Annotated in this window: 16 protein-coding genes; 5 read left to right on the plus strand and 11 right to left on the minus strand. The window is 59.0% G+C overall.

The features are described from left to right. Nucleotides 1-121: 121 nt before the first annotated feature. Together K5R89_RS02560 and rstA are read right to left on the minus strand one after the other, a co-directional pair. Complete coding sequence (locus K5R89_RS02560; protein WP_023289499.1) at nt 122-484, minus strand: hypothetical protein; 363 nt, start codon at nt 482-484, stop codon at nt 122-124. A 233-nt stretch (nt 485-717) separates the two neighbouring features. Beyond that, nucleotides 718-1,434 carry a two-component system response regulator RstA gene (rstA, locus tag K5R89_RS02565; RefSeq protein ID WP_217219765.1) on the minus strand — a complete coding sequence of 239 codons (717 nt, stop codon included), beginning with the start codon at nt 1,432-1,434 and terminating at the stop codon, nt 718-720. Between the two features lie 128 nt (nt 1,435-1,562). Here rstA and K5R89_RS02570 point away from each other — a divergent pair, with 128 nt between their 5' ends. Continuing rightward, entirely contained in the window at nt 1,563-1,898 is a 336-nt protein-coding gene (locus K5R89_RS02570) for a GlpM family protein (protein ID WP_023289501.1), read from the plus strand. Here K5R89_RS02570 and folM read toward each other — a convergent pair. The 3 genes from folM to ydgH all read right to left on the minus strand — a co-directional run bounded on the left by folM (nt 1,895) and on the right by ydgH (nt 5,164). Beyond that, nucleotides 1,895-2,617, minus strand: a complete 723-nt coding sequence (gene folM, locus K5R89_RS02575; RefSeq protein ID WP_048334905.1) for a dihydromonapterin reductase — start codon at nt 2,615-2,617, stop codon at nt 1,895-1,897. The genes K5R89_RS02570 and folM overlap by 4 nt on opposite strands. 36 nt (nt 2,618-2,653) lie before the next feature. Continuing rightward, nucleotides 2,654-4,036: an amino acid permease gene (locus K5R89_RS02580; RefSeq protein ID WP_044522700.1), complete on the minus strand. Its 1,383-nt coding sequence runs from the start codon at nt 4,034-4,036 to the stop codon at nt 2,654-2,656. A gap of 177 nt (nt 4,037-4,213) precedes the next feature. Next, the gene (gene ydgH / locus K5R89_RS02585; RefSeq protein ID WP_004887044.1) at nt 4,214-5,164 is read right to left on the minus strand and encodes a DUF1471 family protein YdgH; all 951 of its coding nucleotides are present in this window, start codon (nt 5,162-5,164) and stop codon (nt 4,214-4,216) included. Between the two features lie 521 nt (nt 5,165-5,685). Here ydgH and pntA point away from each other — a divergent pair. The 3 genes from pntA (at nt 5,686) to K5R89_RS02605 (ending at nt 8,951) form a co-directional block, all read left to right on the plus strand. Next, on the plus strand, nt 5,686-7,215 hold the full coding sequence (pntA, locus tag K5R89_RS02595; RefSeq protein ID WP_048297428.1) for a Re/Si-specific NAD(P)(+) transhydrogenase subunit alpha: 1,530 nt from the start codon (nt 5,686-5,688) through the stop codon (nt 7,213-7,215). Nucleotides 7,216-7,225: 10 nt separating this feature from the next. Continuing rightward, nucleotides 7,226-8,614, plus strand: coding sequence for a Re/Si-specific NAD(P)(+) transhydrogenase subunit beta (gene pntB, locus K5R89_RS02600; RefSeq protein ID WP_217219767.1), 1,389 nt, complete (start codon nt 7,226-7,228; stop codon nt 8,612-8,614). A 148-nt stretch (nt 8,615-8,762) separates the two neighbouring features. Then, entirely contained in the window at nt 8,763-8,951 is a 189-nt protein-coding gene (locus K5R89_RS02605; protein WP_004887037.1) for a YdiH family protein, read from the plus strand. Nucleotides 8,952-9,070: 119 nt separating this feature from the next. Here the strand turns inward: K5R89_RS02605 and uspE are convergent, their stop codons facing one another. The 3 genes from uspE to ogt form a co-directional block, all read right to left on the minus strand. Continuing rightward, complete coding sequence (uspE, locus tag K5R89_RS02610; RefSeq protein ID WP_004887033.1) at nt 9,071-10,021, minus strand: universal stress protein UspE; 951 nt, start codon at nt 10,019-10,021, stop codon at nt 9,071-9,073. A 138-nt stretch (nt 10,022-10,159) separates the two neighbouring features. Then, nucleotides 10,160-10,912 carry a fumarate/nitrate reduction transcriptional regulator Fnr gene (gene fnr, locus K5R89_RS02615; RefSeq protein WP_004887031.1) on the minus strand — a complete coding sequence of 251 codons (753 nt, stop codon included), beginning with the start codon at nt 10,910-10,912 and terminating at the stop codon, nt 10,160-10,162. A 193-nt stretch (nt 10,913-11,105) separates the two neighbouring features. Next, the gene (gene ogt, locus K5R89_RS02620; protein WP_023289506.1) at nt 11,106-11,621 is read right to left on the minus strand and encodes a methylated-DNA--[protein]-cysteine S-methyltransferase; all 516 of its coding nucleotides are present in this window, start codon (nt 11,619-11,621) and stop codon (nt 11,106-11,108) included. Nucleotides 11,622-11,888: 267 nt separating this feature from the next. On the opposite strand from ogt, the gene K5R89_RS02625 reads away from it, so the two are divergent. Further along, nucleotides 11,889-12,047 (plus strand): hypothetical protein, encoded by a 159-nt coding sequence (locus K5R89_RS02625; RefSeq protein WP_064154677.1) that lies wholly within the window; start codon nt 11,889-11,891, stop codon nt 12,045-12,047. A 32-nt stretch (nt 12,048-12,079) separates the two neighbouring features. Here K5R89_RS02625 and abgT read toward each other — a convergent pair whose 3' ends face one another. From abgT to K5R89_RS02640, 3 genes are all read right to left on the minus strand, one after another. After that, nucleotides 12,080-13,606, minus strand: a complete 1,527-nt coding sequence (gene abgT, locus K5R89_RS02630; protein ID WP_049013443.1) for a p-aminobenzoyl-glutamate transporter — start codon at nt 13,604-13,606, stop codon at nt 12,080-12,082. Nucleotides 13,607-13,729: 123 nt separating this feature from the next. Further along, nucleotides 13,730-15,175, minus strand: coding sequence for a M20 family metallopeptidase (locus K5R89_RS02635; RefSeq protein WP_101989468.1), 1,446 nt, complete (start codon nt 15,173-15,175; stop codon nt 13,730-13,732). Then, complete coding sequence (locus tag K5R89_RS02640) at nt 15,175-16,485, minus strand: M20 family metallo-hydrolase (RefSeq protein ID WP_044522725.1); 1,311 nt, start codon at nt 16,483-16,485, stop codon at nt 15,175-15,177. The genes K5R89_RS02635 and K5R89_RS02640 overlap by 1 nt, the downstream gene beginning before the upstream one ends. Nucleotides 16,486-16,501: the final 16 nt, after the last annotated feature.

Raw genomic sequence — 16,501 nt, forward strand, 5'->3', positions numbered from 1 at the left:
CCTGACAATAGCCAGCCGGGGGGGAGCTAAGTTGTAAAAAATGTGACAGTGTCACTTATTGCGAGCTTACCTCTGCATTAGGCAAGGATTGTCTCCAGTGTCATCTGCGCGCCGCTGAGCGCTACTCGCGATAGTAGGGGATATCCACCGGATAGAGGGTGGCCAGGCTCAGCAGTCGACAGCGCACCAGCTGTTTTGCTTCGGCATACCAGTAAGCAAATTCGCCGGTGGTCTGGTGGTAAATCATCTGATCAAGGTTAGCAAACGGGATCACCAGCAGCGGCCCCTGGCGCACGTATCCGCCACCGGTTTCGAAATGGTGATCTCCCCAGGATTGCTGGGTATGTTGATAGCGGTGGAGGAGCACCTTAATTTGCCCGCGCTGTGGACAGAGGAGCCGGATATCGGCGTTGTCGAGGGAAAAAGCCCAGCCAGAGAGTGACGTGAAGAGGGTAAGTGCCAAAAGTACAACGTATTTCATCATGCAAAAGTCCTGTGTTTTCAGGCTTTATGCCATTCTGATAACGGTAAGTCCTTGAGCACAATCATATTGAGGGGTTATGTGATGGGCTTCTGTACGGCGAAACATATTGATTTACTCAATATGACAAATGGGCGGCGGTCAGCCAGCGCGAAGGCGGCGGAAAAAATGTGATGCGCTTACCGCCGGGGAACAGGCGCTGAAACGGGCCCCTTTCAGGGCCGCAGACGGACCGCTCAGTTATCCCAGGCGTGGGGGGCGAAGAGGTAGCCTTTGTTGCGTACCGTCTTAATCCGGTAGGGTTCGGTGGCGTTATCGAGCAGTTTTTTGCGCAGGCGCGAGATAGCGACGTCAACGCTGCGATCCATCCCGTCGTAGGTGACGCCGCGTAAATTTTTCAGCAAGGCGTCGCGGTCCATAATCTGCCCGGCGTGGGTGGCCAGCTCCCACAGCAGGTCGAAATCGGCGGTGGACAGGGCGACGCTTTCTCCGCCGAGCAGCACCTGGCGGTTGACCGGGTCAATGGTCAGTGAGCCAAAGGAGATGGTCTTGTGCGGGGTCAGCGTCGAAGGCGCGCCTGTACCCGCCGGGGCGATATGCTGGCGCAAATGCAGACGCAGTCGCGCCAGCAGCACCGCCGGCGGTGTGGTCTTCAGGATATAATCGCTGGCGCCCATCTCCAGGGAGAGGATATGGTTCATATCGCTGTCGAGCGAGGTCAGCAGAACAATCGGCCCTTGCCATTGCCCACGCAAATCGCGACAGAGGGTCATTCCGTCCTTGCCGGGCAGCATAATGTCCAGGAGCACGAGGTCCGGTTTCTCCCGCGCGATCACGTCCTCTGCGCGGTCGCCGCGAGGCTCGACCACCACATCCATATCATGCTTGCCGAGATAGGCGGCGATCAGCGCCCCTACCTCAGGGTCATCCTCAACAAAAACGATTTTATTCATGTCTATTGCACATCAGTAAAAGAAGTAACATACACCGCGCCTATTTTACCCGCCATTCCTCTTTTATAAACAGCGCTAATTCCGCTATGCTGCGCTAACTTGTTGATTCATTGTTAAGGCATAAGGACATGGGGCTGTTAATCAAAGGGCTGCTGGGCGCGCTGGTGGTGGTGCTGATTGGCGTGCTGGCGAAAACCAAAAACTACGCCATCGCCGGACTTGTTCCGCTGTTTCCCACCTTTGCGCTCATCGCCCACTATATTGTCGCCAGCGAGCGCGGTATTGAAGCCCTGCGCACCACTATCGTGTTCGGTATGTGGTCGATCGTTCCCTATTTTATCTATCTGCTGTCGCTGTGGTACTTCACCGGGATCATGCGCCTGCCGTTGGCGCTGGCAGGCGCAGTGGGGTGCTGGGGGCTGTGCGCGTGGCTGTTGATTGTTGGCTGGAGCCGCTTCCACTAACGCAGAGGGCGACCGCCGTCGACGGCGAATGACCGGCCCGTCACGTAGCGGCTGGTAAACAGATAGTCGATAAGGTCGCTGATCTCTTTCTCGCCCGGGGCGATTTTCATCAGCGACTTATCCAGCGCCTGCTGACGATAAGCCTCGTCGTCACCTTCATTGAAGATGATCAGCGACGGCGCAATGGCGTTGACTTTGATCTCCGGGGCCAGCTTGCGGGCAAAGGAGCGGGTCATGTTGTCCAGCGCGGCCTTGCTGGCGGCGTAGGCGATATGTTTATCGCTCCCGCGCTCCACCACGTAATCGGTGATATGGATAATGTCGCTGGCGGCATGGCCGTGGCCGCGCAGGAGCTCCTCCAGCGCGTGGTTGAGCAGATAGGGGGCATGGACGTGGATCTGCATCATGCGGTTGATCACCGTGCTGAGCGGTACGCCCGGCTTCTCCGCCATCCAGTCACTGGCGTTGTGGATGATGGCCCGCAGGCCGCTGGTATGCGATTTAACCGCTTCGGCAAAGGTCAGAATGCCGTCATCGCTGCTGAAGTCGGCCTGCAGACAGAGGGCGCCCGCTTCGCGCAGGTCTTCGATCGCCGGATAGGGCGTGCGATAGCTGACGATCACCGGCTGGTGTTGCTGCAGAAAATGGTGCGCTAGCGCGAGGCCGATGCGGCGGCCTCCTCCTGTGATCAGAACCGGGCGGGGCTGTTGTTCAGCCATGGGTATCTCCTTTGATTTCTGCGGCAGGGCGACCGCTTACCCCACCAGCATCCACGTTGCCGGCACAGCGGCAACCAGCAATAAACCAATTAGCGCCAATTCGCGGCGTTTGAGCGAACGATCGTGCTGGTGCGTACGTCGGGCGTACAAAAAGACCAGAAGACCCGGAGCGTAAAGTACCACCGACAACAGCAAATGCACAGGTCCCGACGCGTATAATAACCATAAGCCATAAATGCAGGCGCCGATACCCACCGCTTTATGCAGCGGACGGGTGGCGATTTTGAGCAAAAAGGCGCCGACCAGCAGATAGGGCACGAGGATCATCTCTGAGGCGATGGTCAGCAGGGTGCCGTAGTCCGAACCGGTCAGCCAGATGAGGACCAGCGACGCCTGAACGCTGATATTGGTCAGCCACAGCGAAGCGGAGGGGGCGTTGTTGCGGTTCTGGCGGGCGAACAGGCGCGGGAAGGCTTTGTGAGTGGCGGCGAGGTAAGGCACTTCGGCAGCCATGATCGTCCAGCTGAGATAGGCGCCACACACCGACACGATAAGCCCGGCGGCAATCACAATTTCACCCCACGAGCCCATCAGTCTGACCATCAGTCCCGCCATCGACGGGTTGCGCATTTCGGCCAGTTCGCTACGCGGCACCACGCCCAGCGACAGCAGGGTGACCAGCAGATACACCGCGAGGGCCGAAAGCACCGCCAGCAGCGTCGCGCGGCCAACGTCCCGCTTGTGTCGCGCGCGGGCGGAGACCACCACCGCGCCCTCGACGCCGATAAACACCCACAGAGTGATCAGCATCGTGTTTTTAACCTGCTCCCACACCGGTACGCCCAGCGCCAGGCCGCTGAAATCGAGGCGGAACGTATCCAGCTGAAAGGCCAGGGCGGCGAGGGCGACAAACGCCCCCAGCGGCAACAGCTTGGCGAGGGTGGCGACCAGGTTAATCCCCGCCGCCGTCTGCACGCCACGCAGGACCAGGAAGTGGACCACCCACAGCAGAACTGAAGCGCCAACGATAGACTGCCAGGTGTTGCCATCGCCAAACAGGCGCAGCTCAGGGGTATCGGTGAAGAAACTGAGCGCCGAAAAGACGATCACCAGATAGGAGACATTGGCGATCACCGCGCACAGCCAGTAGCCCCAGGCGGAACAGAAGCCGATCAGCTCGCCGAACCCTTCGCGGGCGTAGGTGAAGATCCCGCCGTCGAGGTCGGGACGAATACGGGTCAACAGCAGCATCGCGAAGGCGAGGAACAGGATCCCGACGCCGGTAATCGCCCAGCCGATGAGCAGAGCGGAAGGGCTGGCCACGGCCGCCATATTTTGCGGCAAACTGAATACGCCAGCGCCGAGCATTGAGCTGAGGACCAGGGCGGTCAGGGCGCTCAGGCCCAGTTTCTTTTCCATTGCATTCCCGAGGTGAAAATGGCTGTTCCAGAATATTTATTTTGCGAAATCGCATAAAAATGGAGGATTGCGCTAAGGCGCGGGATTTTACGGAGTGTCCGGGGGCCATGCAATGGCGGGGGATGAAAAAAAATGAAAAGGCGGCAATGCGCCGCCTTTTTAGCCAGTCAGCAGCGATTATTTGTACAAATCGGCGCTGATGGTGATGTTGCCGCCGCGTTCCTGCCACTGGCGGGTAATGTGATAGTACTTCGCCCCTTTCTTCGCCGCGCGTTTTGCCGTCTGATAGGAGATCTCGGTCATGTTGCCGTAGTTGCCGGTGAACTTGATGTTATCGAACGGCACCATTTGCGCCGCAGTCACTTTGTTCACTTCTTCAACTTTGGTGCCGTCCGGCAGCGTGACAGTGTAACGTCCGCCTTTTGACGACTGGGTCTCGAAGAAACGACCTACGCCGGTGCCGGAGCCAACCGCCGCGGTGGTGGCGACGCCCGGGATTTCGACGTTTTTCGCCGCTTCGCCGCCTTTGGCCAGCGCCGCGCGGCCGGCTTCAGAATCAGCCGGGATAGCGTCCGGGCTCTGCAGAACGCGTTTTTCCGCATCTTTTTTGTAGATATAGGCGGTAATGCGCTGATTGCCGCCCTGGTTGGCGTCGACCTGGCGGACGATGAAGAACGCATAGGCGCCTTTCGCTTTCGCCGCTTTGGTGATGGCGTCGTTCACTTCCGGCTGGCTGCGATAGAAGCCCTGGACGGTGACGGTGTCGTAAGGCATCAGCTCAACGGCCTGATCTTTCGGCAGCTCCATCACGCCATTGATGATGCGATTTTTCGGCGCATCCGCTTTCGGCGCGTCGTCTTTATAGAGGTCAGCCGTGACGCGCCAGTTGCCGCCATTGCCGTAATCCGACGTGTCGACAACATAGAATGAGGCCGCGCCGTCTTTGTCAGCTTTGCGCGATACCGCTTGCACCGCGTCGCCAATGGCATTAAAGCGGCCGGTGACGACAACGCGATCGTAGGGCTTCAGCGCAGCCGCCTGCTCCGGGGTCAACTCGGTCGCTGCGTGGGCAGACAACGTGGCGGTTGTCAGGAGAGCAGACGCCAGGAGGGTGTTTTTAAGCTTCATAAAAATAATCCTTTGCCTTGCGCAAACCATATACTGGTGTTGTTGTTGACTGAAAACGTTTGATTATTGCATTTAATCGCCGTGACTGTCTGCGTCATTTTTTGCGTGCCGCCCGAATCGTATACTACGGAAAGATAACATTTTTCGATATGTTGAAAAAACAGCCGCTTGACCAGCAAAAACGATAATCGATACCACTTTTATTAGTTAATGTAATGTTAATACAATGATCTCAATGGCGATAAATGGCGTTTTATACCACTGGATAAGCGGATTATCAGGCCTGAGAGGCAAATTCAGGTAAATATTGCTGCCCGGAACCATCTGTGCTGACAATAAGCAATAAAATCAAAATTTCTGTTTTATCGCTGTAGATCACAATCGCTATTTTCAGTAGGTTATAAAAAGTTTGTTACTGTTTCATTTTGCAGACAGCGAAAGATGGCGAGGATGATTTTGCCGTCCTGTCGCTGTTGGTCAGAAAAGTAAACCATCATCAAAAACCGATGGAAGGGAAAACTATGCGTATTGGTGTACCACAAGAAAGGCTAGCCCAGGAGACCCGGGCCGCCGCCACGCCGAAGACCGTTGAGCAGTTGCTCAAACTCGGCTTTAGCGTCGCGGTAGAAAGCGGCGCCGGGAAGCTGGCCAGCTTTGACGATGAGGCCTTTGCCCAGGCAGGGGCTGAAATCGTGACCGGCGACGAGGTGTGGCAGTCTGATGTCATCCTCAAGGTCAATGCCCCGAATGACGATGAAATTGCCCTGTTAAACCCAGGAACCACGCTGATTAGCTTTATCTGGCCGGCGCAAAACCCGCAGCTGATGGAAAAACTGGCGGCCCGTAATATCAACGTGATGGCGATGGATTCGGTGCCGCGTATCTCACGCGCCCAGTCGCTGGATGCGCTCAGCTCAATGGCCAATATCGCCGGGTACCGCGCTATCGTTGAAGCGGCCCATGAATTCGGTCGTTTCTTTACCGGGCAGATCACGGCGGCAGGCAAAGTTCCGCCTGCCAAGGTGATGGTTATCGGCGCCGGGGTAGCTGGACTGGCGGCGATTGGCGCCGCCAACAGCCTGGGCGCGATTGTCCGCGCCTTCGATACCCGCCCGGAAGTGAAGGAGCAGGTGCAGAGTATGGGCGCCGAGTTCCTCGAGCTGGATTTTAAAGAGGAAGCGGGCAGCGGCGACGGCTATGCCAAGGTGATGTCCGAGGCCTTTATCAAAGCCGAAATGGCGCTGTTCGCCGCCCAGGCGAAAGAGGTCGATATTATCGTCACCACGGCGTTAATACCTGGCAAACCGGCGCCGAAGCTGATCACCCGGGAAATGGTTGACTCAATGAAGTCGGGCAGCGTGGTGGTCGATCTCGCCTCGCAAAACGGCGGCAACTGCGAGTACACCGTGCCGGGCGAAGTGGTGACCACCGCCAACGGCGTGAAAATTATCGGTTATACCGACCTCCCAGGCCGTCTGCCGACCCAGTCCTCCCAGCTCTACGGCACTAACCTGGTGAACCTGCTGAAGCTGCTGTGCAAAGAGAAAGACGGCAATATCGTTATCGATTTCGATGACGTGGTGGTGCGCGGCGTGACCGTGGTGCGCGAAGGCGAAATCACCTGGCCGGCGCCGCCGATTCAGGTCTCCGCTCAGCCGCAGGCCGCGGCGAAAAAAGTGGAAGCGCCGAAAGAAGAGGTCAAACCGGCGTCGCCGTGGCGCAAATATGCGCTGATTGCGCTGGCGATTATCCTCTTCGGCTGGCTGGCCAACGTGGCGCCAAAAGAGTTCCTCGGCCATTTCACCGTCTTCGCGCTGGCCTGCGTGGTGGGTTACTACGTGGTATGGAATGTCTCCCATGCCCTGCATACGCCGCTGATGTCGGTGACGAACGCCATTTCGGGCATTATCGTGGTTGGCGCATTGTTGCAGATAGGCCACGGCGGCTGGGTCAGCTTCCTGAGCTTTATCGCGGTACTGATCGCCAGCATTAATATTTTCGGTGGTTTTACCGTGACTCAGCGCATGCTGAAAATGTTTCGCAAAGGATAAGGGGTAGCACATGTCTGGTGGATTAGTTACAGCTGCATACATTGTTGCTGCAATCCTGTTTATTTTCAGCCTGGCGGGTCTGTCGAAACACGAAACCTCGCAGCAGGGCAACTATTTCGGCATCGCCGGGATGGCCATCGCTCTGATCGCCACCATTCTGGGGCCGGACGCCGGCAACGTCGGCTGGATTATCCTCGCGATGGTGATCGGCGGGGCCATCGGTATTCGTCTGGCGAAGAAGGTCGAAATGACCGAGATGCCGGAGCTGGTGGCCATCCTGCACAGCTTCGTGGGCCTGGCGGCGGTGCTGGTAGGGTTTAACAGCTACCTGCAGCATGAAACCGGTATGGAGCAGATTCTGGTCAATATCCATTTGACCGAAGTGTTCCTCGGCATCTTCATCGGCGCGGTGACCTTCACCGGTTCGGTGGTGGCGTTTGGTAAACTGCGCGGCAAGATCTCCTCCAAACCGCTGATGCTGCCTAATCGCCATAAGCTGAACCTGGCGGCGCTGGTGGTCTCCTTCGTACTGATGGTGATTTTCGTGCGCTCCGACAGCACCGGCACCCAGGTCCTGTGCCTGCTGGTGATGACCGCGATCGCGCTGGCCTTCGGCTGGCATCTGGTGGCCTCTATCGGCGGCGCGGACATGCCGGTGGTAGTCTCTATGCTCAACTCCTACTCGGGCTGGGCGGCGGCGGCGGCGGGCTTTATGCTGAGCAATGACCTGCTGATCGTCACCGGCGCGCTGGTGGGCTCTTCCGGCGCCATCCTCTCTTACATTATGTGTAAGGCGATGAACCGCTCCTTTATCAGCGTGATCGCCGGAGGCTTCGGCACCGATGGTTCCTCCAGCGGCGGCGATGAAGACGTGGGCGAGCACCGCGAAATTAGCGCCGAAGAGACGGCGGAGATGCTGAAAAATTCGCACTCGGTCATCATCACCCCGGGCTATGGTATGGCGGTGGCCCAGGCGCAGTATCCGGTGGCCGAGATCACCGAGAAGCTGCGGGCGCGCGGCATTAAGGTGCGCTTTGGCATTCACCCGGTCGCCGGCCGTCTGCCGGGGCATATGAACGTCCTGCTGGCGGAGGCCAAGGTGCCTTACGACATCGTGCTGGAGATGGATGAGATCAACGATGATTTCAGCGACACCGACACCGTGCTGGTCATTGGCGCTAACGATACCGTCAACCCGGCGGCGCAGGACGATCCGAAGAGCCCGATTGCTGGTATGCCGGTGCTTGAGGTGTGGAAAGCGCAGAACGTGGTGGTCTTTAAGCGTTCGATGAACACCGGTTACGCCGGCGTACAGAACCCGCTGTTCTTTAAAGAGAACACCCATATGCTGTTTGGCGATGCCAAAGCCAGCGTCGATGCGATCCTGAAAGCGCTGTAATGTAACATTATTGTTTTACAACGTTTGTTTATAAGCCGTCTCCTGTGAGACGGCTTTTTTATATGCAGAAGGATGCCAGGAATTGTTCATAAAATAAGCGGAGAGAGGTGATATAATGTTCCGGTTCTTACATCAGACAGAGGATATTATGGATACCGAGTTAACCCCAACGCAGATGGCCATCGAATTCTTACGCCGCGACACCACCGTCATGACCCCAGCGCAGTATCTGAAAAAACTTAAACTGCTGGAGCTGGAGTTTGCTGACCTGATGGCGCTCTCCTCGCTGGAGCTGAAAGAAGAGATCGATCTGGCCTGGCGTCTGGGTATCCACTGAGTCGTTCATGATCGCCATGCAATGACGGGGCCGCAAGCGGCCCTTTTTTGTGCCTGAGGGAAAGCGGGCAAAAAAATCCCCCGCGAGGCGGGGGAAGGTGAACGTTCCGGGAGGGAAGGTTAATCGTCGTCGTCGTCGTCCAGTTCCACCGGCGTCTGATAGGCCTCTGGTTTAAGCACCAGCAGATCGCAGCGCAGGTGGTCGACGACCTGCTCCGCGGTATTGCCAAGGAACGCCGCGGAGAGGCCGGTGCGTCCGACCGTACCCAGCACCACGATCCCCGCCTGCAGATGCTCGGCGAGATCCGGGATCACCTCCTCAGGCAACCCTTTTTCCACATGGGTGAATTTCTCGTCAATGCCAAACTTCTGCCGCAGCGCTTTCATCGCCAGCAGATGCTGACCGCGAATGGCGTCGTTGTAGACGCTGGGATCGAAATCCGGCAGCTCAATCGCGATATTGATCGGGGTGACCGGATAGGCGCCGATAAGGTGCACTTCAGTGTGGTTGACTTCTTCCGCCAGCGACAGCGTCTCGCGAACCAGCTTCTCGTTGAGGGTGTTGTGATAATTCTCTTCGCTGGCCAGATTGACGGCGACCAGCGCTTTACCGCCTTCCGGCCACGGCTGATCTTTCACCATCCAGACCGGGCAGGGGCACTTACGCAGCAGATGCCAGTCGGTCGGGGTGAAGATCACCGCTTCCAGCTTGTCGTGCTGGTGGGCCATCTTCAGCAGCAGGTCGTGTTTCTCACTGATCACTTCCTGAATAATGGCTTCGAAGGGGCGGTTGTGCCACACCACTTTCACGTCAATCGGCACACCGGATTCAAGATAGAATTTCGCCTGCTCGCGGATCCAGGCCGTTCGTTGGGCAATGACGCCCTGACGCATCGCCGTCCGTTCGTCCGGCGACAGCAGGGTGGTCATTTCATAGGAAAAATCATAGATCGGCAAAAAGGCTTTGATGCGTCCACCAATCCGTTGGTGCAGGTACACCGCTCGCCTTAGCGCCGGCTGGTCGTCCTGGTTAGGATCGATTACTACCAGCATGCTCTGATACTTCGCCATACAGGGTCTCCTTACAACTGCAGCTACCGTCAGTTATTAAAAAGATAACCTATATGGATGAATTGAAACAGGGGAGGAGCCTGGTCAGATCAACAAATCTGAAAAAAATGCCGATCCTGACCAGGTGTTGCGCGGAGATTAAGCGACGTTGCGCGCCTGACCGGCCAGCTGGGCCAGCAGGTCGCCGTTTTCAATGGTGATGTATTTGCCTTTCACCGCCAGCATGCCGCTCTTCTGGAAACGCCCCAGCAGCCGGCTGATGGTTTCGACGGTGAGGCCGAGATAGTTGCCAATGTCGCCGCGGGTCATGGTCAGTCGGAACTCGCGGGGAGAGAAACCGCGCTGCGCGAAACGGCGGGACAGGTTATAGATAAACGCGGCCAGGCGCTCTTCGGCGTTCTTTTTGGAAAGCAGCAGGATCATATCCTGGTCGCCTTTGATCTCACCGCTCATCAGGCGCATCATCTGCTGACGCAGATTCGGCATTTTTCCGGAAAGATCGTCGAGGGTTTCAAAGGGGATCTCGCACACCATTGAGGTTTCCAGCGCCTGGGCGAAGCTCGGGTGCAGGCCGGTGCCGATGGCGTCGAAGCCCACCAGATCGCCCGCCAGATGGAAGCCGGTAATCTGCTCATCGCCTTGCTCGGTGATGGTGTAGCTTTTAATAGTCCCGGAGCGAATGGCGTACAACGATTTCAGCTCATCACCCGCTTTGAACAAGGTTTGACCTTTCTGGATGGGCTTTTTCCGCTCGATAATATTATCCAGCTGATCAAGCTCATGCTCGTTCAGAGTAAAGGGGATGCAGAGCTGGCTGATACTGCAATCCTGACAATGGATAGCACAACCGCCAGACTGAATGCGTCGAATAATTCGCTTCTCAGGGATCATATGTCTGCTCAGGCCTTAATTGATATTGGTCAATTTTAACATCTTTTTGATGAGCAGGTAAGTCTTCAGGCTCTGAAACACGTAATATCAGCAGGGTAAATCAACACAGGCTGATATCTGCTTGATTAAAAATAGATTATTCAGCCACATTGGATTGTAAAATTACCTGAAAATTCCGAAAACGCATTTTCAGTCAAAGCAACAGGTAGCCCTCGTGGCGCAGAAGCCACTCTTTACGCTGCACGCCGCCGGCATAGCCGGTCATCGTGCCGTTACGCCCGATGACCCGATGGCAGGGCACCACAATACTCACCGGGTTGGCGCCATTGGCGGCCCCCACGGCGCGCGCCGCGCCGGGACGACCGAGCGCCTCGGCCAGCTGACCATAGTGCATCACCTGGCCGCAGGGGATTTCGCGTAACGCCCGCCAGACCTGGCGCTGGAAAGGGGTACCGGCGGTGGCGGTAGGCAGGGTCTCGATAACGGCCAGGTCGCCGGCAAAATAGTCGTTCAGCTTGCTGCTGAGACCGCCTGGATTGCGGCAGTCGACGCGCTGATAGCCTTCCCGGCGATAGTGTACATCGAGCAGGGTTTCCATCCGGTCGCGGTGCTCGTCCCACTCGACGGCGCGCAAATTAAACTGTTCGTCGCAGAGCACCCACAGCGCCCCCAGCGGGGTATCCATTTTATCCTGCAGCAAGGTCAACATCGTTTCGGTCATCCACCATCGTACACGAGGGCCACACGATACCACGCGCCGGCGGCGGTCAACTATACTCCCAAAAGATAAACCCGCATCATCGACCGGCAGCCAGCGGCCGTTACGTTGATTTATTTTTGGATCGATCCTGGCGGGTTATCGGGCATGGTTTTTGCTACTTTTAAGCTGACGACGCCGGTCCTCCGCGCAGCTTTGCGCGCCCGGGAAGGTGCCGCCGCGTCGGCGCGGCGCGGTTAATAACTCAGAGGTGGGGCTATGCAATATATACTGACTGGCGTAATCGTATTGATCTTCAGCGGCCTGGTTATCCATTGCCTCACGCTGTTGCTCGAACGCGGGTATCGCGCGCTTTTCGGCATCTTCGCCGGAGCCGCGGATCTCCCCCGCAAGGTCAAAGTGAAGGTGCCGCGTTAAGCGTAAGCCGCCGTCCCTGGCGCTTCAACGGCTTAAGGAAGCCGCGGATAGATGCCAGGGCCGATTGGCAGTCCTGCCAGATACCAGCCCACCAGCAACAGCAGCCAGACGGCGAGAAAAATCAGCGGGTAAGGGAGCACCAGCGAATAGTATGTCCCGAGGCGGGCGTCCGGTCGGTAGCGCTGTAAAAAACCGAGAAACAGCGGCACAAACGGTGAAACCGGCGCCAGCGGCAGCACCGATGAATCGGCGATGCGAAACAGGATCTGCGCAAACGCCGGGTGGAAGCCCAGCAGCATAAACATCGGCACGAAGATCGGCGCCAGAATCGACCAGATGGCCGAGCCGCTGGCGATAAACATACACAGAAAAGCCGACAGCAGCGCCAGACCGACAAACGCCGGGACGCCGTTCATGCCGGCGCTCTCCAGCAGGTCCGTCAGGCCAACGGCCATAAACCTACCCATATTGCTCCAGTTGAACATCGCCACGAACTGCGCCAGCGGGAAGACCATCACGATAAATCCGGCCATCTCTTTCATCGGCTCAATCATCAGCTGCGGCAGATCGGCCTGGCGGCGAATTTTGCCGGTGGCGATGCCGTAAGCCAGCGACACGACAAAGAAGAAAAAGATAATCAGCGGCACGATGCCTTTGATAAACGGCGAGGGCATGACCGTGTGCTGAACCGGATCGCGAAGAATGCCGTTTTCCGGAACCACCATCAGGGCGATGACCGCCACGAACGCCAGCGTCGCCACGCCGGCGATGCGCAGGCCGAAACGCTCCTCGGCGGTCAGGGTCTGCAGCTTGTCATCACGACTGCCTTGCCATTGGCCCAGCCGCGGCTCCACCAGCTTGTCAGTGATCAAACCGCCGACGAGGGTCAGGAGGATCACCGAGGTCGCCATAAAGTACCAGTTGTCGATCACGCTGACGTGCAGAGAGGCATCGATGGATTTGGCCGCCTCGGTGCTGATCCCGGAGAGCAGCACGTCGGTGGTGACGATCAGTAAATTGGCGGTAAACCCGCAGCCCACGCCGGCAATGGCCGCCAGCAGGCCGGCGACCGGATGCCGACCGACGGCGAGAAACATCAGCGCCCCCAGCGGCGGCATGATCACCAGCGCGGCGTCGGAAGAGATATGGCTGAAAAAGGCGATAAACAGCACCATATAGCTGGCATAACGGGCGCTAACGTGGGAGGCCATCTTCACCATCAGCGCGGGCAACAGGCCCACCCGCTCGGCAAAGCCGGCGCCCAGCACCAGGGCGAGGATCGCCCCCAGCGGCGCGAATCCGCTGAAGTTTTTAATCACGTTCGGTAGAAACCAGTGCAACCCTTCCACGCTGAGCAGGTTTTTGACCACCACCCGCGACCCGTCCGCAGGGTTTTGGACCCCGACGTTGAAGGCGGAGAGTATCGCCGTGGCGGCGATCAGCGCCACGATAAGATAGATAAACAGCAAAAACGGGTGCGGGACCTTATTACCGATCTTCTCTACCCAGCCATAGCGCTTTCCGGCGGGGGAAGGCGACGGTATGGATGACATACTCATGGGCGTTCCTCTGTTGTCGTTGTTGTGTTAGGCAGGCCTGCTCCCGTACTGCCGGCGGTTATTATGGTCGGTGCGTGCCGCGATGCCGGTCAGCGTCTGTCAGGAGCGGTCTGGTCTGTATGGTTAGCGTAAAACCGACGGACTCACCTCCGCCGGGATCGGGCAGCGGTAGGGATGTTCGGCCAGCGCTTGCCTGAGCTCTCGCTGGCTGGCCTCCAGCAGCGCGCGGTCGCTGAATAAGCGGATCGCCGTCGCCGCGAGGACTTTCCCCGCCAGCAGCATCCCTTTATGGGCGATGGCGGTGCGTCCCTGGCTCACCAGCTGCCAACTGTGCAGCGGGGTACCCACCGCGAAGCAGGGGCTGAAGCACTGGGCCACCGGCGCTTTCCAGCTGACGTCGCCGACGTCGGTGGAGCCGGCGAGGAGCGTATCCGTGGCCGCCCACGGCGCCACCTCATCAATCAGCAGGGTGTTGCGGTGGCGACGAGCGAAGGTTTTCCCCGCCTCGCCGCCGGTGCCGGCGATATTGTTCAGGCTGTTGTTGATATCGTTGTCGCTGAGCGTGGCGCGGATCGCCGCGGCAAAGGCGCGCTCGGCGTCGCTCCATGCCGGCGTGCCGTAATGGCATACCGCCTGGTACATCGCCGCTTCGAGCGTGCGGTTGGGCAGATAGCCCGAGCAGGCTTTTTCAAAGCGGCAGCTGACGTGGGTCTCGGTCATCAGCGCGGCCCCCTGGGCAATCTTCTCAATGCGGGCGAAAATCTGTTCCACGTCGGCCATCTCCGGCGCGCGGATCAGATACAGCACTTCCGCCTGGGCCTGGACGACGTTGGGCGAGACGCCGCCGGTATCGGTAATGGCGTAATGAACCCGCGCCTTCTCGATAATATGTTCATTCAGGAAGTTGCTGCCGGTGGTCATCAGGGTGACCGCGTCCAGGGCGCTTCGCCCCAGGTGCGGCGAATTGGCGGCGTGGGCGGCGGTGCCGGTAAAGCGCCACGCCGCCTGAATGTTGGCGAGGGTGCGGGTGCTGAACATCCCGGCCCAGGCCTCCGGATGCCAGGTGAGTGCCGCATCGACGTCATCAAACAGCCCTTCGCGCACCATAAAGGTTTTGCCCGAGCCGCCTTCTTCTCCCGGGCAACCGTAGAAGCGCAGGGTGCCTGCGCCGCCGTGCTGCTGCAGCCATTTTTTAGCGGCCACCGCCGCGGCGAAAGCCGCCGTCCCGAGCAGATTGTGCCCGCAGCCGTGACCGTTGCCCCCCGGCGTCGACGATGTCGGCTCCGCGCAGTGGGCCTGCTGGCTAAGACCCGCCAGGGCGTCAAACTCGCCCAGCAGGGCAATAACCGGTTGGCCCTCGCCGACGCTGGCGATAAAAGCATTGGGGATCCCGCCGGCATCCCGGGTAAGCTGAAAACCTTCCGCTTCGAGGGCGTCCGCCAGCCGGCGGGCGGACCAGAACTCCTCAAAGCGCGTCTCCGGGTGATCCCAGATATCATCGGCGATAGCGCAATACGTCTCGCGGCTTGCCTCAATCACCTCGTCCACAAACTGAAAGATGGGTTCCATCACACCCCCCGCTGCCAGGGAAAGTTAAGCGCGACGCGCGCCAGGGTGTCGACCGCGACCGTCATTACGCTCTCGTCGAAGTCAAACTTCTCGTTGTGGTGACCGGCGCTCAGTTCGGTGCCGAATATCATGTACGAGGCGAGGCCGCCGCGCGCCTGGACCCGGGCCATCATCAGGGTGGCGTCTTCCGATCCCGCCGGGGCGGCGATGCGATCCACCGCCTGCTGCACGCCGGGCACAAGGGCGGCCTGTTCGCGCAGGTACGCCACCCACGCCGGCGACGGGGCGCTGGCGGTGGCCGCGCCCATCATGCGTAACTCGTACCCGGCTTGATGCATCGCCGCGGCCCCGGCGATGACGTGCTGCGCCCGGTCAAAAACATACTGATTGATGGCTTCGCTTTCGCCGCGGGTTTCCACTTTTAACAGGGCCGAAGAGGGCACCACGTTGCGTCCGGTGCCGGCCTGCATCACCCCAACGTTGACCCGCGACGCGCCGGCGCTGTGCGGTGGGATGGCGTGCAGAGCAAGGGCGGCCTGGGCGGCGGCGAGCAGCGCGTTGCGCCCATCTTCAGGCTTACCGCCGGCATGGGCGGCCACGCCGCTAAACTGCACATCGAATTTGGTGGTGGCCATAAAGTTGTCCCCCCCGCACACCACGGTGCCGACCGGAACGCCGGTGCCGATATGGATGGCGGTGAAATAGTCCACCTCGTCCACCACGCCGGCGGCCACCATCGCGCGGGCGCCGCGGGTACCCTCTTCAGCAGGCTGGAAAATCAGTTTAATGACCCCGTTGAGCTGGGCGGCATACTGCTTGAGCACATGCGCCAGACCCAGCCCGATGGCGGTATGTCCATCGTGGCCGCAGGCGTGCATCATGCCGGCGTTGCAGGAGGCGAAATGGTCGCGATGGGGGCGGTGGCTGTCATCGTGCTGCTCATTGAGGTCGAGGGCGTCCATGTCGACGCGAAAGGCCAGGGTTGGGCCGGGACGTCCGGTGTCGAGCGTCGCCACCACGCCGGCGAACCCGCCTTCAAACGCCGGCAACCAGCGTTCCGGCGCCCCTTGCTCGCGGGCGCGCTCGAAAGCCTGGGTCAGGGTCTCCTCATCCGGCAGCCCCATCCGGCTGTCGGCATCGATGACGTCACGCCCCAGCGCCAGCTGGTAGCCGAGCCCGTCGAGGATCTCCGCCACCTTGCTGGCGGTGCGAAACTCCAGCCAGCCGGATTCAGCGTGAAGGTGAAAATCGCGGCGCCATTGGGTCATGGCTGGCGCCAGCTGGCGCAGGTATTCATCAAGTTGCGGCATAGCTTATCCTGTCATA

The sequence above is a fragment of the Klebsiella sp. TF21-TM genome (assembly GCF_019753495.1).
In the GTDB taxonomy this organism is placed as follows: domain Bacteria; phylum Pseudomonadota; class Gammaproteobacteria; order Enterobacterales; family Enterobacteriaceae; genus Klebsiella; species Klebsiella quasipneumoniae.

What these genes read in the sequence shown, in the direction of transcription:
- folM (WP_048334905.1), bottom strand. Translation starts at nt 2,617, where the DNA reads ATGGCTGAACAACAGCCCCGCCCGGTTCTGATCACAGGAGGAGGCCGC.
- pntB (WP_217219767.1), top strand. Translation starts at nt 7,226, where the DNA reads ATGTCTGGTGGATTAGTTACAGCTGCATACATTGTTGCTGCAATCCTG.
- K5R89_RS02635 (WP_101989468.1), bottom strand. Translation starts at nt 15,175, where the DNA reads ATGGAACCCATCTTTCAGTTTGTGGACGAGGTGATTGAGGCAAGCCGC.
- uspE (WP_004887033.1), bottom strand. Translation starts at nt 10,021, where the DNA reads ATGGCGAAGTATCAGAGCATGCTGGTAGTAATCGATCCTAACCAGGAC.
- ogt (WP_023289506.1), bottom strand. Translation starts at nt 11,621, where the DNA reads ATGTTGACCTTGCTGCAGGATAAAATGGATACCCCGCTGGGGGCGCTG.
- K5R89_RS02560 (WP_023289499.1), bottom strand. Translation starts at nt 484, where the DNA reads ATGATGAAATACGTTGTACTTTTGGCACTTACCCTCTTCACGTCACTC.
- rstA (WP_217219765.1), bottom strand. Translation starts at nt 1,434, where the DNA reads ATGAATAAAATCGTTTTTGTTGAGGATGACCCTGAGGTAGGGGCGCTG.
- K5R89_RS02580 (WP_044522700.1), bottom strand. Translation starts at nt 4,036, where the DNA reads ATGGAAAAGAAACTGGGCCTGAGCGCCCTGACCGCCCTGGTCCTCAGC.
- K5R89_RS02625 (WP_064154677.1), top strand. Translation starts at nt 11,889, where the DNA reads ATGCAATATATACTGACTGGCGTAATCGTATTGATCTTCAGCGGCCTG.
- abgT (WP_049013443.1), bottom strand. Translation starts at nt 13,606, where the DNA reads ATGAGTATGTCATCCATACCGTCGCCTTCCCCCGCCGGAAAGCGCTAT.
- pntA (WP_048297428.1), top strand. Translation starts at nt 5,686, where the DNA reads ATGCGTATTGGTGTACCACAAGAAAGGCTAGCCCAGGAGACCCGGGCC.
- fnr (WP_004887031.1), bottom strand. Translation starts at nt 10,912, where the DNA reads ATGATCCCTGAGAAGCGAATTATTCGACGCATTCAGTCTGGCGGTTGT.
- K5R89_RS02605 (WP_004887037.1), top strand. Translation starts at nt 8,763, where the DNA reads ATGGATACCGAGTTAACCCCAACGCAGATGGCCATCGAATTCTTACGC.
- K5R89_RS02640 (WP_044522725.1), bottom strand. Translation starts at nt 16,485, where the DNA reads ATGCCGCAACTTGATGAATACCTGCGCCAGCTGGCGCCAGCCATGACC.
- K5R89_RS02570 (WP_023289501.1), top strand. Translation starts at nt 1,563, where the DNA reads ATGGGGCTGTTAATCAAAGGGCTGCTGGGCGCGCTGGTGGTGGTGCTG.
- ydgH (WP_004887044.1), bottom strand. Translation starts at nt 5,164, where the DNA reads ATGAAGCTTAAAAACACCCTCCTGGCGTCTGCTCTCCTGACAACCGCC.